The sequence below is a fragment of the Bradyrhizobium sp. CCBAU 21365 genome (genome assembly GCF_015291305.1).
In the GTDB taxonomy this organism is placed as follows: domain Bacteria; phylum Pseudomonadota; class Alphaproteobacteria; order Rhizobiales; family Xanthobacteraceae; genus Bradyrhizobium; species Bradyrhizobium elkanii.
Map to the genome: position 1 here is coordinate 3057149 of NZ_CP030036.1, position 14014 is coordinate 3071162.

Annotated in this window: 11 protein-coding genes; 3 read left to right on the forward strand and 8 right to left on the reverse strand. The window is 64.4% G+C overall.

From position 1 onward, the window contains the following. Nucleotides 1–98: 98 nt before the first annotated feature. The 5 genes from XI02_RS14065 to XI02_RS14085 form a co-directional block, all read right to left on the reverse strand. Nucleotides 99–1607 carry a multicopper oxidase family protein gene (locus XI02_RS14065; RefSeq protein WP_240537032.1) on the reverse strand — a complete coding sequence of 503 codons (1509 nt, stop codon included), beginning with the start codon at nucleotides 1605–1607 and terminating at the stop codon, nucleotides 99–101. Nucleotides 1608–2138: 531 nt separating this feature from the next. After that, entirely contained in the window at nucleotides 2139–2963 is an 825-nt protein-coding gene (locus tag XI02_RS14070) for a carbohydrate ABC transporter permease (protein ID WP_069277735.1), read from the reverse strand. After that, nucleotides 2960–3811 carry a carbohydrate ABC transporter permease gene (locus tag XI02_RS14075; protein ID WP_240537034.1) on the reverse strand — a complete coding sequence of 284 codons (852 nt, stop codon included), beginning with the start codon at nucleotides 3809–3811 and terminating at the stop codon, nucleotides 2960–2962. Before XI02_RS14075 ends, XI02_RS14070 begins: the two co-directional genes overlap by 4 nt. A gap of 164 nt (nucleotides 3812–3975) precedes the next feature. Further along, nucleotides 3976–5298 carry a sugar ABC transporter substrate-binding protein gene (locus XI02_RS14080; protein ID WP_172648325.1) on the reverse strand — a complete coding sequence of 441 codons (1323 nt, stop codon included), beginning with the start codon at nucleotides 5296–5298 and terminating at the stop codon, nucleotides 3976–3978. Between the two features lie 115 nt (nucleotides 5299–5413). Beyond that, nucleotides 5414–6265 (reverse strand): VOC family protein, encoded by an 852-nt coding sequence (locus XI02_RS14085; RefSeq protein ID WP_172648324.1) that lies wholly within the window; start codon nucleotides 6263–6265, stop codon nucleotides 5414–5416. Nucleotides 6266–6342: 77 nt separating this feature from the next. On the opposite strand from XI02_RS14085, the gene XI02_RS14090 reads away from it, so the two are divergent. From XI02_RS14090 to XI02_RS14100, 3 genes are all read left to right on the forward strand, one after another. Next, nucleotides 6343–7710 carry an FAD-binding oxidoreductase gene (locus XI02_RS14090; RefSeq protein WP_018270398.1) on the forward strand — a complete coding sequence of 456 codons (1368 nt, stop codon included), beginning with the start codon at nucleotides 6343–6345 and terminating at the stop codon, nucleotides 7708–7710. Nucleotides 7711–7929: 219 nt separating this feature from the next. Continuing rightward, nucleotides 7930–9117 carry a 6-phosphofructokinase gene (locus XI02_RS14095; RefSeq protein WP_172648323.1) on the forward strand — a complete coding sequence of 396 codons (1188 nt, stop codon included), beginning with the start codon at nucleotides 7930–7932 and terminating at the stop codon, nucleotides 9115–9117. 214 nt (nucleotides 9118–9331) lie between these two features. After that, the gene (locus XI02_RS14100) at nucleotides 9332–10477 is read left to right on the forward strand and encodes a fructose-1,6-bisphosphatase (RefSeq protein ID WP_172648322.1); all 1146 of its coding nucleotides are present in this window, start codon (nucleotides 9332–9334) and stop codon (nucleotides 10475–10477) included. A 15-nt stretch (nucleotides 10478–10492) separates the two neighbouring features. Here XI02_RS14100 and XI02_RS14105 read toward each other — a convergent pair whose 3' ends face one another. Genes XI02_RS14105 through XI02_RS14115 form a run of 3 tightly spaced genes read right to left on the reverse strand, consistent with a single transcriptional unit; the run spans nucleotide 10493 to nucleotide 13925 of the window. After that, complete coding sequence (locus XI02_RS14105; protein ID WP_172648321.1) at nucleotides 10493–12118, reverse strand: ABC transporter ATP-binding protein; 1626 nt, start codon at nucleotides 12116–12118, stop codon at nucleotides 10493–10495. Continuing rightward, entirely contained in the window at nucleotides 12115–12945 is an 831-nt protein-coding gene (locus tag XI02_RS14110; protein WP_016843116.1) for an ABC transporter permease, read from the reverse strand. Before XI02_RS14110 ends, XI02_RS14105 begins: the two co-directional genes overlap by 4 nt. Nucleotides 12946–12947: 2 nt before the next feature. Beyond that, entirely contained in the window at nucleotides 12948–13925 is a 978-nt protein-coding gene (locus XI02_RS14115; protein ID WP_038383993.1) for an ABC transporter permease, read from the reverse strand. Between the last annotated feature and the right edge of the window lie 89 nt (nucleotides 13926–14014).

The window sequence follows — 14014 nt, forward strand, 5'->3', positions numbered from 1 at the left end:
AGTGCAAGTGGTTCCGCAGACCGAAGAGATCAGGGACCGCAGGCGGAGTAGCCGCGGAAAGGCCCGAAATAATCCGCCGGCGCAGAGCACAGCCATGTTCAGGCGACGACTTCGATGACTCCCATCATGCCTTTGTCTTCGTGATCGACAGCATGACAGTGGTAGACGAACCGACCGACGATCACGGGGTCGGTGAACGGTATGACGACCTTGAGCACGCCGGGCCGCTGATCCGTTGCAGGCGGGACCGAAAAGGTGTCGCGCAAACTATCATCGCTCCAGGAAACGCCGCCAACCTCCGTCACCAGGAAGGCTGTCTGGTGAATGTGGAAGCTGTGATACTGTTGATCCGTGTTGACTACCGTCCACTCTTCTGTCTCGCCGAGCTTGACGGTTTGGTCGGTGCGCGCCTCGTCGACGACGCGGTCGTCGATCATGAACAGCTTGCGGTCTGCGGTTCGCGAATAAACCAGCGTCCGGCGTCGTGCGATCGGCGCGGCGCGAACCTCCTCGATCCATTGCGGCCCGGTGACTCGCTGACGCAAGATTTCATCTTCGAGCTTCGCACTCGATGACGAACCACTTGAGCTTATGACTGCCAATTGCAGTACCGGTTCGGGCGGCCGCCAGGCCTCGTTTTGGAAAGCAATGGTTCGCATCGGATATTCGCCTGCCGGCGGTCCGACCGCAATGGCGTCGATCCGCTCGCCGGGACCAATGAAAAATTCAGTCGTCTTGTGCGGCTGCGATAACGCGTGGCCGTCGGTCGCCACGACGTAGAGCGGCATGCCCTCGACGCGGAATTTGAAGAACTCCGAGGCTCCTATGTGCGCGATACGCCAGAATTGAATTTCACCGGAGCGCATGGCGACGGCCGGATTGATCTGACCATTGATCGAAACCAGTTCGCTTTCGTCGTCAAGCTTGACGTGCTTGATCAGGAAAAGCCGTTCCGGCAATCCGCGCAACAGCGGGAAAAGCTGCTCGATCCCGTCGACGATCAGAGCGCCCGACAGACCGCCAAGGATTTGATCATTGACGAAGCCGTGCGCATGGGGGTGATACCAGAACATGCCCGGACCTTGCCTGCCGGACGCCGGGATACGCACCTGGTATTGGAAGGTGTCATCGGGCTGAACGTGGACGAATACGTTGTCGCTGTTGCCTTGTGGCGACACGCTCATTCCGTGAAAATGTAAGTTCGACGGGGTGCCGGCCCCGGTACAGACAGGGCCGACATAGCCGGGACGATCGAGCCCGGAGGTCAGATTGTTGCGGAGAGTGATGCGTAACGTATCGCCCAGCCGCGCTCGCAATGTCGGCGGCACATAAGCGCCATTGTAGAGCAGGCCGGTAAACGCGCGATCGGCGAGCTGCACCGGTCCGGGAGCCGCCGTCATCGTCAAATCAAGCATGCCGTTAGCGCTGCGCGTTTCAGGCGGCTGGATCAGCGGCTCGGGCGTTGGCGCATTGGGCTGCGAGCGCGCTCGGGCCGTCGTCGTCGATGGGCCAAGCGACGGCAAACTTCCGGCGGCGGCCGTCCCGCCGACGAAGCGACTTGCGGCCTTGATGAACGAGCGGCGGTCTAGCGTTGAGGACTGGCGCATTGCATCCTCCATCACAGGCGCTCGGTTACCGGCAGGCGATATTAAAAACCCTGGAGCCGCGACCGAGCCGGATTTGCGGGTGGGATGCCCACGCTACTACTTGTTTCAGCCTTTTGCACCGGCGGCCCACCGCGATGAGCCCCAAAGTACGTCCCAGGCCGATAGCTCGGACTTCTGCTCATGGCCCACCTCGGGGGATGTCCGCTCTTTAGCCGCTGTCGGTGGGTGACCGGACATCAGTCGGCCGGCAGTTTAATGAGCACATGCCTGAGCTGCAGTCGCGAAGAAGGCGCGTTCGCTCATCCCCCTGCGACGTGGAAGCGTCAGTTTCAGACGCCTACAAATGCCATATGCGACAGCCTTGGGGTGACAGGGATGCTTGCGCAATTTCGGAATATTAGAAGAATATCTCTGAGTTGCCCGACGTGTCAAGCTGTTTGGTCGAACGCGGGCCGCCGCCGGCTCCTTTGCATGGGGTTGTTTTCGATATTTTGGGTACGCCCCTGCAACGGCCCGTGAATCCATATCGCCTTAGCCGCCTTTCACCGCGCCCGCCGTCAACCCGGCGACGATCTGCCGCTGCGCCATCACGGTGAGCAGCAGCACCGGCGCGGTCACGATCAATGCGGCGGCGGCGAGCGGGCCCCAGCTCAGCTGGTCGAACGAGATCATGTTGTAGACCGCGACCGGCAGCGTGCGGGTCTCGCGCCCGGCCAGCACGATGCCGAACACGAAATTGTTCCAGGAGAAGATCACCGCGAGGATGAAGGCGACCGCGAGCCCGGGCTTGGCGATCGGCAGCGCGACATGGCGGAACACCTGCCAGCGCGTGGCGCCGTCGATCAGCGCGGCTTCCTCCAGCTCCAGCGGCGTGGTCTCGAAATAGCCGATCATGATCCAGATCACGATCGGCACCGTGACGACGAGGTGTATGATGATCTGCGGCACCAGCGTGCCGAGCAGGCCGAGCCACTGGAACAGCAGGAACAGCGGGATCAGATACGACAGGCCGGGCGTGATGCGGGCGATCAGGATCACGATCGCCGATTTATGCGCGGCCATCCGCGCGATGCCGTAGCCGGCGGGCACGCCGACCAGCATCGCAAGGCCCGTGGCGCAGCCGGTGACGATCAGGCTGTTGCTGAAATAGGTCAGGAAGCGGTTGGAGGCGAACACGTCGGCATAGTTCTTCCAGGCGATGTGCTCCGGAAAGAACACCGGCGGATAGGAGGCGTTGTCGATCTCGAATTTGAGTGACAGCGAGGCCATCCAGAGGAAGAACAGGATCGCCGGCGAGACGATGACGAACACCGACAGCCAAAGCCCGATCCGCCCGAGAATCTGACGCGGATTCATGCCTCGCCCCCGAGCTCAGATGTCCACAGCAGGCGCTTGCGCAGGTAGAGCAGCAGCGCGGCCAGCGCCACGATCAGGAGGAAGAACACCACCGCGATCGCCGAGCCGTAGCCGAGGTCGTAATAGACGAAGGCAACGCTGTAGAGATAGACGTTGATGGTCTCCGACGCCGATCCCGGGCCTCCTTGCGTAATCGCGAAGATGATGTCGAAGCTTTTCACCGCGTCGATCATGCGGATCATGCCGGCGATGAACAGGAACGGCATGATCAAGGGCAACGTGATGAAGCGGAACACCTGCCAGAAATTGGCACCGTCGATCTGCGCGCTCTCATAGGGTTCGGTCGGGATCGCGGCGAGCCCGCCGAGCACGATCAGCATCACCAGCGGCGTCCATTGCCAGGTCTCGACCAGCACCAGCGATGGGATCACCGTCGCGGGGTTGAACACCCAGAGCTGCGGCGGCAGGCCCACCAGCGACAGCACATAGTTGAGCACGCCAAGCTGCGGGTGGAACATCATGGTCCACACCAGCGCGATCGCCACCGGGGTCGCCATCATCGGCATGATGAAGATGCCGCGCAGGAAGCCACGCGCAGCAAATTTCTGGTGGAACACCACCGCCGCCAGTGTGCCGAACACCAGCGGCAGCACGACCGACAGCGCGGTGTAGGACAGCGTGTGCCCGACCGCCTCGACGAAGCGCGGATCGGTCGGCAGCCGCAAATAGTTGGCGAGCCCGACGAAGACGGTCGGCGAGCCGACCTTCCATTCCTGCAGGCTCATCCAGATCGTGAACACCCACGGAAAGATGATCACCGCCAGCACCACGACGAGCGCCGGGATCACGAACGGCCAGTAGGACGGCGGACGCCATTCGCGCGCCGGCGCAACGTCTCCAGAGCCTGCGGCTCTGAACTCTTGCTTTGACGCGTTTTCTTCACGCGAACCGGTACCCACTTCGCTTGAAAACGCTTTGCTGGCCGCCGCCGGCTCGGTCTGTGTCACCAGGCTCACGCTTTTTCGCTACGCTCCAGGATGGGGCGGAATTGCTCGTGCGCCTTCTTCAGCTCGGTGGCGGGATCGGCGCCGGACAGCGTCGCGGTCAGCGCCGCGCCGACGATGTCGCGGAATTCGGCGACCGGGATGATGACGGGCAGGCCGAGCTTCGAGATCTTGGCGGAATCAACCACCGACTGCAGCCATTCCTTGGTCTTCACGCCTTTGGCGACCTCGGCATCGTCGACGATGGAGTTGCGGAACGGCACGCCGCCGCCGGCCTGCAGCAGGCGCGCGCCCTGGCCCCGCGAGACCACCCATTGGCAGAGCAAATAGGCGGCTTCCTTGTTCTTGCTCGCCGCGGCGATGCCGACGCCGTCGCCATAGGTCGAGGAGAACTTGCCCTTGGGGCCGGCGGGCACCAGCGTGTAGCCGACCTTGCCGACGACGCGCGAGGCGGCGGGATCTTCCAGCGGCGGCGCCCAGCCGTCGGCGTCGATCCACATCGCGGACCTGCCTTGCGTGAAGGACGCCATCGACTCCATCCAGTTGAAGCCGGCGACGCCGGGAGGCGCGCATTTCGTCAGCAGCCGCTGATAGAGCTTGGTGGCCTCGATCGCCTCGGGGCCGTCGGTCAGGATGTTGCCCTTGGCATCGAGGAATTCGCCGCCATAGTTCAGATAGAAGTTGGTCCACATCGCCATGTTGGCGTTGCGCAGGCCGCGGCCGACGAAGCCGTAGATGCCTTCCTTCGGATCGGTCAGCTTCTCGGCCGCGATTGCCATCTCCTCCAGCGTCTTCGGGACCTCGACGCCCTTCTTCTGGAACAGCTCCTTGTTGTAGTAGAGGATGAAATAGTCCACCGACCACGGCAGCGACAGCATCTGGCCCTTGTCGTTGCGGGCATATTGCAGCCCGGCCGCCGAGAAATCGCTCTCGACGAGGTCCGGCGGCGTCATGCTCGGATCCTTCAGATAGCCCGACATGTCGGCGAGCCAGCCGGCCTTCTCGAACTGCCGCTTCTGCACGTGATAGCTCAGGTGCACGACGTCGAAGCTCGGCTTGCCCGAGGACAGCTCGATCACGCATTTCTGGCGCTGCTGCTGCTCGGGGATCTGCTCCGACTCGACCTTGATGCCGGTGAGCTCGGTAAACTCCTTGATGTATTTTTGCAGATTGTCGCCGCGCGGCCCCTTGGCGAGGATCACCTCGAGCGTGGTGCCGGAATATTTCTTCCAGTTGACGTCGGCGCGGGCCGGAAATCCGGTCAATCCAACCGCGCCGGCGGCGGCGGTGCCGGCCAGCATCTGCCGGCGCGAGATCAGGTGATGCGACATGTTTCTCTCCCTGGACGGTTCTTGTTTGGGAGAGATACTAGCGCCTCAACTTTCTGTGCCTAGTCCCACATGCGCGGCGCCGTTGCATAACGCTGCGCCGCGCATGGTATGGCAGCTATGCCTTGACGAAAGCGAGCAGGGTCCCGTTGCCGGAAGCGGGCGGCACGATGCTGTTGCCGCTCTTCACGCCGGCTGAGCCCAGCGCCTTCTCGGTCGCGGCAAGATCGGCCGCGATCACGAGGCCGGCGCCGCCGCGATCGGGCAGGCCGTCCAGCGAGACGCCGGGATAGCGCTTGCCGAGCTGATCCCTGGTCAGGAACACGAAGTCGGCGCGGTCGCCGCCGGACGGTACTGCAACCGCACCGTCGGCGTCGTTCCTGACGGCGACGTCGATCATCTTGGAGAGGTGTGTGGCATCGGCCGCGGGATCGGGCGAGACGATCAGCACCTGCTTGAGGCGTTTTGCCCCATTGGCGTGCGCCATCAATTCGGGAATCCACACCGTCTCGCGAGTCTTGTGCTGGCAGGCGAAGATGCGGACGCCGCCGGGCGCCTCCGCGGTCGGCCACTGGAAGGTGCGGAATTTCGCCGCGGAGACCGTGCCATCAGGCAAGGTCACCGGGCGCTCGAAATCGGTCGGCCCGATCGGCGCATAGCCGCGCGCGCGAATCTCCTCGGCGCCGGCGGCGGAATCCACGGCGGTGAACGCGATGCGTTCGATGCCTTCGCCGCGCTTCTCGAGGAAGGCGCGCGCCGGCGCGTTGTGTTCGGTCGGCGTCAGCACGCCGAGCAATTCCATGTAGTCGGGGTCGAACATGATGGTGTAATTGCCCGATCCCATATGCGCGCTATGGGTGCCGCGCGGCGACACGGTGAAGCCGAGCCGCTTGTAGTTCTCGGCGGCCTTGTCGAGGTCCTTCACCATGACCACGGCGTGATCGATTCCGATGACGTTCTTGAGTGCCACTTGTTGTCTTCCCGGCTGGAATAGGAGAGTAGAATTAGCTAACCAGAATGACCGGGCGCCCGCAAGGAAGGATCATGATGAACAGCAATGCCGTGCGCTGGCCCAATTCGCTCTGGGCGGCAGTGACGCCGTCCGGCCCTGATTGTCCTGAACTGACCGGCGCGCAGCAGGCCGATGTCGTGATCATCGGCGGCGGCTTCACGGGTCTATCGACCGCACTGCATCTGCGCGAGGCCAATGTCGACGTCGCGATCGTCGAGGCCGCCGAGCCGGGCTGGGGCGCCTCGGGGCGCAACAACGGCCAGGTGATCCCGACGCTGTCGCGTCCCGATCCCGATGACATCATCGCGAGGCACGGCGCGGCCGGCGAGCGCTTTGTCGCGATGCTGCGCGACAGTGCCGCTGATCTGTTCGACGTCGTCAGGCGCTACAACATCGAGGCCGAGCAGGAGCAGGCCGGCTGGGTGCAACCGGTGCACTCGCCGGGCCGCATCAAGATCGCGGAACGGCGGGTGCAGCAATGGTCGAAATTCGGCGCGCCGGTCGAATTGCTGTCGCGCGATCAGACCCGGGACATGCTCGGCTCGGACGCCTGGTACGGCGGCTTCTGGAACAGGACCGGCGGTCACGTCAATCCGCTGGCGCTGGCGCGCGGCCTTGCGCGCACCGTGCTCGGCCTCGGTGCGCGGATCTATGCCCGCTCGCCTGCGACGAGTTTCGAGCGCCGCGGCGATCGCTGGGTGGTGAGGACGGAAAAGGGTGAGATCTCCGGTCGCGCGCTGGTGGTCGCGACCAACGCCTATAGCGGCGAGTTCGCGAAGTCGCTGGTGCCTGACATCGCAACCGAGGTGATGCCGGTGCTGTCGTGGCAGATGGCGACGCAGCCGCTCTCGGACAACGTGCGCAAGACCATCATTCCCGCCCGGCAGGCGATGTCGGACACCCATGGCGAGCTGTATTTTGCGCGCTACGACGCCCGCAACCGCCTCGTCACCGGCGGTGCCGTGCTCGGTCCGGGCGACAAGACCGGGCGGCTGAAGGCACGGGTGACCGAGCGGTTGCAGCGCCTGTGGCCGCAGATCGGCGACGTCTCCTTCGACTATGTCTGGAACGGCTATGTCGGGATGACCGCGGATTTCCTGCCGCGCATGCACCGGCTGGGTCCCAACGCCTATGGCTGGACCGGCTGCAATGGCCGCGCGGTCGCGTTGACGATCCCGCTCGGCCGCGAATTGGCACGCGCGGTCCAGGGCGTGCCGGAAAGCGAACTGGCGCTGCCGTTCTCCGAGCCGGTGCAGTACATGGCCCACGGATTGCTGCGCAAGCTCGCGCCCTGGATGCTGGTGCTCTATCGGCGCCGCGACGCGCAGGAGCTGGTCAAGGGCGATCGTTTCGAGTTGCTGCGATGGGCCGAGTATTTCCTCGCCTCGCGCCGTTCACGATAAGCGCGGAGCAACGTCGCGCCACGCACGCGAGATAAGGGGCATGGAGGGGCAAGCCGCCCGAGGTGGGGACTGGTCGGAGAACGTCGCTGGAAGAGTGGGGGCGCAAGCAGGTTCGGCCGGGTGCCGCGATCACGAGGATTCCGCCGTTGGCGGATAGCGTTGTGGAAACCCCGACGCGACGCAGGCGTTATTGCCAGATAGCAACCCTGGGAGGTGGGCATGGCGAGGAAGCGCATTGGTATTCTCACGGGAGGCGGTGACGTCCCCGGCCTTAACGCGGTGATCAAGAGCGTGACTTATCGCGGCAGCGAGGACGACATCGAGGTTGTCGGTCTCCGCCGAGGCTGGGAGGCCCTCACGCACCTGAACCTCGACGACCCGTCGAGCAAGTCCCATTACATCATCCCGCTGAACCGCGAAAACACGCGCGTCATCGACCGGCGCGGCGGCACCGTGCTGCACTCAAGCCGCACCAATCCCTCCAAAATGAAGAAGTTGCCCGATCATCTCGCGGGCCGCGACTTTCCGGTTTCGCAGAGCACCAAGGGTGGCATCGCAACCACGACGTGGGACCTCACCAACGAGGTGCTCGCGAACCTCGCGGGGCTCGGTATCGAACATCTGATCGCCATCGGCGGCGACGATACTCTCAGCTACGCGGACAAGCTCAACAGGCGAGGCGTCAAGATCATTGCCATCCCGAAGACGATGGACAACGACGTGCGCAACACCGAATACTGCATCGGCTTCTCGACCGCGATCACCCGTGCCAGCGATGCCATCCAGCGCCAGCGCACCACCGTCGGCTCGCACGAGCGAATCGGCATTTTCCGCGTCTTTGGTCGCGATGCCGGCTTTACGGCACTCTATACCGCATACGCAACCTCGATCCGATGCGCCATACCGGAGTACAAGGTCGATCTCGACAAGCTGATCCAGCTTCTCCTCGATGACAAGCACGGCAACCCGAGCAACTACGCGCTGATCGCGCTCAGCGAGGGCGCCGAGTGGGAAGGCTACAAGGTGCAGGAATTCGGCGAGCCTGACGCCTACGGTCACCGCAAGAAGGCAAGCGTGGCCGAAGCGTTCGCGGACGAGATCAAGCGGCGCACCGGCGAGGAGACCATCGTCTCTGACCTCACCTACGACCTGCGGTCAGGCGATCCGGACTTCATCGACAAGCTTGTGGCGCTGACGTTCGGCAACATGGCTTACGATGCGATCCTGGAAGGCAAAACCGGCCTCATGTCGGCGCTGGTCGAGGGCCGCTACGACCTCGTTCCGATCCCCGACGCCAAGCTCGGGCCACGCAAATTGGACGTCGCAAGCGCTTACAACACCGAGCGCTACCGTCCTCTCTATTCCAACAAGCGGGGCCTGCCGATCTTTCTCAACCGCGCTTCATAGGGCGGGTGGTAACCCCATCGAGCATCACGAGTTATTCCAGATGCGTCGATAGCCCGTATCGACACGCGGTGACGGAGGGGCCATAGTTCCGCAAGAAATTTGCGCAGGGAACCTGTCGCACCACACGACGTTCTTTTCGCAAATGAGCGCGCCGTCGCCCCCGGCGCAGCGAGCGCCGAGGCGAAGGCGCCGCGCTGCGGTCGGAGGGATGCTCATGAAACTCACCATTTCGGTCATCAAGGCTGACATTGGCTCCGTTGGGGGCCACACGAAACCATCTGCGCGCATGATGGCGGCGGTCGAAGGGGAGGCCGCGAAAGCGATCGACAACGGTCTCCTGATCGACGGTTTCGTGCGCCATACCGGCGACGATATTGCGATCATCATGACGCACACGCGGGGCGAAGGGAGCTCCGAAGTCCACCAATTCGCCTGGAAGACGTTTCTCGCGGCCACTGCGGTTGCGAAGACCTCCGGGCTCTACGGCGCCGGCCAGGATCTTCTCGTCGACGCCCCTTCCGGAAACGTTCGCGGCGCGGGCCCGGCCGTCGCCGAACTCAGCTTCGACCACAGCCTCTCGGGCGCGAGACCCGCGGAGTCCTTCATGGTGTTCGCCGCGGACAAATGCGGCCCCGGCGCCTACAACCTGCCGCTCTATCTGGCTTTTGCCGATCCCATGTATTGCGCCGGGCTGATGCTGCCCCCGATGATCAAGGGCTTCCGTTTCCATATCATCGATATGGACAACACGGCCGGCGACAGCGTGATAGAACTCGATGCGCCCGCGGACGGCTACCACATTGCGGCGCTGCTTCGCGACAACGAGCGCTTCGGCATTGATCGCATCGTCTCGAAAACCTATGGCGAGGTCGCCGTCGCCGTTTCGGCGCAGCGCCTTCACTCCATCGCAGGCAAGTACACCGGCAAGGATGATCCGGTCGCAGTCGTCAGGAACCAGGGCATTTTCGCGGCGCCCGAAGAAATCATCTCGCCCTTCGCCAAGGCGCACTTCGTGGGCGGCGACGCGCGCGGCTCGCATGTGATGCCGCTCATGCCGGTGCCGCTCAACACCCCGGTGACGGGGATGTACTGCCTGCCGATCGTGTCCTGCGTCGGCTTCTCGATCGACCGGGACGGGAAGTTCTCGGAGTCCTACACCGATTTCTTTGACAACCTTGCGTGGGACGAGGTCCGCCAGCGCGCGCAGCGCAAGGCGATCGAGATGCGCAGCCAGGGCTGGTCCGGCGCTGCGATGCTGCCCTATTCAGAGCTGGAATATGGCGGCTTCCGCGACACGGTATCCGGATTGCTGAAGCGCTTCCGGCTGCGCGAGGAGCCCAAGCCACAAGCGGCGGAGTAGGCCGCGCGTGCCCGGCTACATAGTTGCGGTGCCGTGCTCGCGCGCGAACGCGCCGCCGGGGATCGCCGACAGCAGGTCCTGCGTGTAGGGGTGCTGCGGCTTGCCGAACACCTCGGCGGTCAGCCCCTGCTCGACCACGGCGCCGTCCTTCATCACAGCGACGAGATCGCAGATCTGGGCGGCGACGCGCAGATCGTGGGTGATGAAGATGATCGAGAGGCCAAGCTGCTGGCGCAGCCCGGCGAGCAGCTTCAAGACCTGCGCCTGCACCGAGACGTCGAGCGCCGAGACCGGCTCGTCGGCGACCAGCACGTCCGGCTTCAACGCCAGTGCCCGGGCGAGCCCGATGCGCTGCCGTTGGCCGCCGGAGAATTCGTGCGGATAGCGATCCCCGGCGGACGGATCGAGCCCGACCAGCTCGAACAGCTTTCGCGCTTCCGCAATCGCGGTGGCGCGGTCGGTGCCGTGCACGATCGGTCCCTGCGCCACCAGCTCGGCCGCCTTGCGGCGCGGATTGAGCGAGGCGAACGGATCCTGGAACACCATCTGGATGTGGCGGGTCTCGCGCCTGATATCGTCGCGGCCGAGCTTTGCCCAGTCCTTGCCGTCGAGCACGATCGAGCCGGTGTCGGGATCGATCAGCCGCACGATGCAGCGCGCGAGGGTTGATTTGCCCGAACCGGATTCGCCGACGATGCCGAGCGTCGCGCCGCGCGGCAGGTGCAGCGAGACGTTCCTGACGGCTTCCGTGATCCGCGCGCCGCGGCCGAGGAAGCCGCCGGTGCGGTAGGTCTTGGAGACGCCGTCGATGGTCAGGATGTCCTTGCCGGACAGGATGCGCGGCGGCGGCGCCTTCAGCGGGGGTACGGCCGCAATCAGTTGTTTCGTGTAGGCATGCTGCGGATCGTTCAGCACCTTGTCGGCCGCGCCTTGCTCGACGATCGCGCCGTGCTGCATCACCACGACGCGGTCGGCGATCTCGGCGACCACGCCGAAATCATGCGTGATGAACAGCACCGCGGTCTTCTTGCGCTGCTGCAAGTCGCGGATCAGCTTCAGGATCTGTGCCTGCGTTGTGACGTCGAGCGCGGTGGTCGGCTCGTCCGCGATCAAGAGCTTCGGGTCGAGCGCCAGCGCCATCGCGATCATCGCGCGCTGGCGCTGGCCGCCGGACAGCTCGTGCGGGTAGGCCTTTGCGGCAGCCCTGGGATCGGGGATGCGGACGTCCTCGAGCAGCGCCAGCACCCGCGCATTGATCTCGGACTTCGACAGGCCGGTGTGGATCGCAAACATCTCGCCGATCTGATCGCCGATGGTGCGCAGCGGATTGAGCGCGGTCATCGGCTCCTGGAAGATCATCGCAATCCCGGCGCCGCGCACATCGCGCATTTCGGCGCTGTCGGCGGCGCAGAGGTCGCGGCCGTCGAACATCATCGGGCCCCGTTCGATCGTCACCTCGTTCGGCAGCAGCCGCATGATGGCGTTCGCCATCATCGACTTGCCGGAGCCGGACTCGCCGACCACGCAAAGAATTTCGTTCGACGCAATCGACAACGAGACGTCGGACAGCGCATGCGGCCGGTCGGCGCCTTTGGGCAGGCGCACCGTCAGCCCATCGAGCGAAAGGACCGTCTCGCTCATCGGCTCTTCAGCCTCGGATTGAGCGCATCGTTGAGGCCCTGGCCGACCAGCGACACCGCGAGCACGGTGACGAGGATCGCAATGCCGGGGATCGCCGAGACGTACCACTGCACCCGGAGCACGTCGCGGCCGAGCCCGATCAGATTGCCCCAGGAGGCGACGTTGGGATCGGACAGCCTCAGGAAGGCGAGCGCGCTTTCCAGCAGGATCGCGACCGCCATCACCACGCTGGCGTAGACGATCACGGGCGGCAGCGCGTTGGGCAGGATCTCGCCGAGGATGAGCTGGACGTCCTTCATGCCGAGCGTCTTGCCGGCCTGGACGAATTCGCGGTTGCGCAGCGACAGGAACTCGGCGCGGGTCAGCCGCGCCGGCGCCGGCCACGACACCACTCCAACTGCAATGGTCACCGTGGTCAGGGTCGAGCCGAACACCGCGACCAGGACCAGCAGCAGCACGAAGTTCGGCAGCGTCTGAAATGCCTCGGTGATCCGCATCAGCACATTGTCGACCCAGCCGCCATAATAGCCGGCGAAGGCGCCGACCAGGATGCCGATCAGGATCGCGATCACGGTGGCGACGCCGCCGATCAGGAGCGAGATCCGCGCGCCGTAGAAGATCTGGGCGGCGATGTCGCGTCCGGAATTGTCGGTGCCGAGCAGGAAGCGCGGGTTGGAGAACGGCCAGATCAGCGGCCGGCCGGCAAGGGCGAGCGGATCGCGCGGATAGAGGAGACCCGCGCTGATCGCCATCGCGATGACAAGCAGCAGCAGGATCAGGCCGATCACCGCGGCCGGGCTACGGAAATAGCGTTTCACGGCATCCATCGTCAGCCCTCCGCCGCGATGCGCGGATCGAGCCGCGCGTAGAGCAGATCGACGACGAAGTTCACGGATATGACAAGCAGCGCGGACACGAAGACGATGCCGAGCAGGGTGTTGAGGTCGCGCTGCACCACGGATTCATAGGCAAGGCGGCCAAGGCCGGGCAGTGAGAACACGCTCTCCACCACGACCGAGCCGCCGAGCATGGTGCCGGCCTGCAATCCGATCAGCGTCACCATCGGCAGAAGCGCGTTGCGCAGCACATGGCGGGTGATGACGTGGGTCTCGTCCAGCCCCTTGGCGCGGGCGGTGCGGACGAAATCGAGGTTCAAGACCTCCAGCATCGAGGCGCGCATGATGCGCAGATAGATCGCGAGGAAGATCAGCCCCAGCGTCAGCGTCGGCAGCACCAGATGGGCCGCGATATCCAGCACGCGCCAGATTCCGGTCTGGACGTTGCCGATATCCTCGAAGCCGCCCGGCGGCAGCCATTGCAGATAGACCGAGAACACCACGATCGCCATCAGCCCGAACCAGAACGAGGGCGTGGCGTAGAAGATCAGGCCGAGGGTGGAGATCATCGTGTCCGGCCAGCGGTTGACGCCGCGCGCGGCGATCACGCCGAACACCAGGCCAAAGAAGAACGCAAATGACAGCGACGCCGTCATCAGCAGGATGGTCGGCGGCAGCCGTTCCAGGATCACGGTCGCCACCGGCTTGCCGTAGATCGAGGAGAAGCCGAGGTCGAGCCGGACCAGGTGCCACAGATAGTTGCCGAGCTGCGCCGGAACCGAGAGGTTCAGCCCGTAGAATTTGCGCAGCGCCTCGGCGGTCGCGGCGTCGCCGCCGCCCATCTGCGCCATCAGCGCATCGACGGTGTCGCCCGGCGCGAGCTGCAGCAGCAGGAACACGCCGATCAGGATCAGGAACAGGGTCGGGATCGAGGCGGCGAGCCGCCGCCCCGCAAGGCTCAGGATACGCATGCCTTATTGTGGCCGATAAGGAGTTGGAGCGCGACGACTTTCGTCGCGCCATTTCGATCTGTTCGTCAAGACACTGATTTTCAACGCGC

What these genes read in the sequence shown, in the direction of transcription:
- XI02_RS14065 (WP_240537032.1), bottom strand. Translation starts at nt 1,607, where the DNA reads ATGCGCCAGTCCTCAACGCTAGACCGCCGCTCGTTCATCAAGGCCGCA.
- XI02_RS14070 (WP_069277735.1), bottom strand. Translation starts at nt 2,963, where the DNA reads ATGAATCCGCGTCAGATTCTCGGGCGGATCGGGCTTTGGCTGTCGGTG.
- XI02_RS14080 (WP_172648325.1), bottom strand. Translation starts at nt 5,298, where the DNA reads ATGTCGCATCACCTGATCTCGCGCCGGCAGATGCTGGCCGGCACCGCC.
- XI02_RS14090 (WP_018270398.1), top strand. Translation starts at nt 6,343, where the DNA reads ATGAACAGCAATGCCGTGCGCTGGCCCAATTCGCTCTGGGCGGCAGTG.
- XI02_RS14095 (WP_172648323.1), top strand. Translation starts at nt 7,930, where the DNA reads ATGGCGAGGAAGCGCATTGGTATTCTCACGGGAGGCGGTGACGTCCCC.
- XI02_RS14100 (WP_172648322.1), top strand. Translation starts at nt 9,332, where the DNA reads ATGAAACTCACCATTTCGGTCATCAAGGCTGACATTGGCTCCGTTGGG.
- XI02_RS14105 (WP_172648321.1), bottom strand. Translation starts at nt 12,118, where the DNA reads ATGAGCGAGACGGTCCTTTCGCTCGATGGGCTGACGGTGCGCCTGCCC.
- XI02_RS14110 (WP_016843116.1), bottom strand. Translation starts at nt 12,945, where the DNA reads ATGGATGCCGTGAAACGCTATTTCCGTAGCCCGGCCGCGGTGATCGGC.
- XI02_RS14115 (WP_038383993.1), bottom strand. Translation starts at nt 13,925, where the DNA reads ATGCGTATCCTGAGCCTTGCGGGGCGGCGGCTCGCCGCCTCGATCCCG.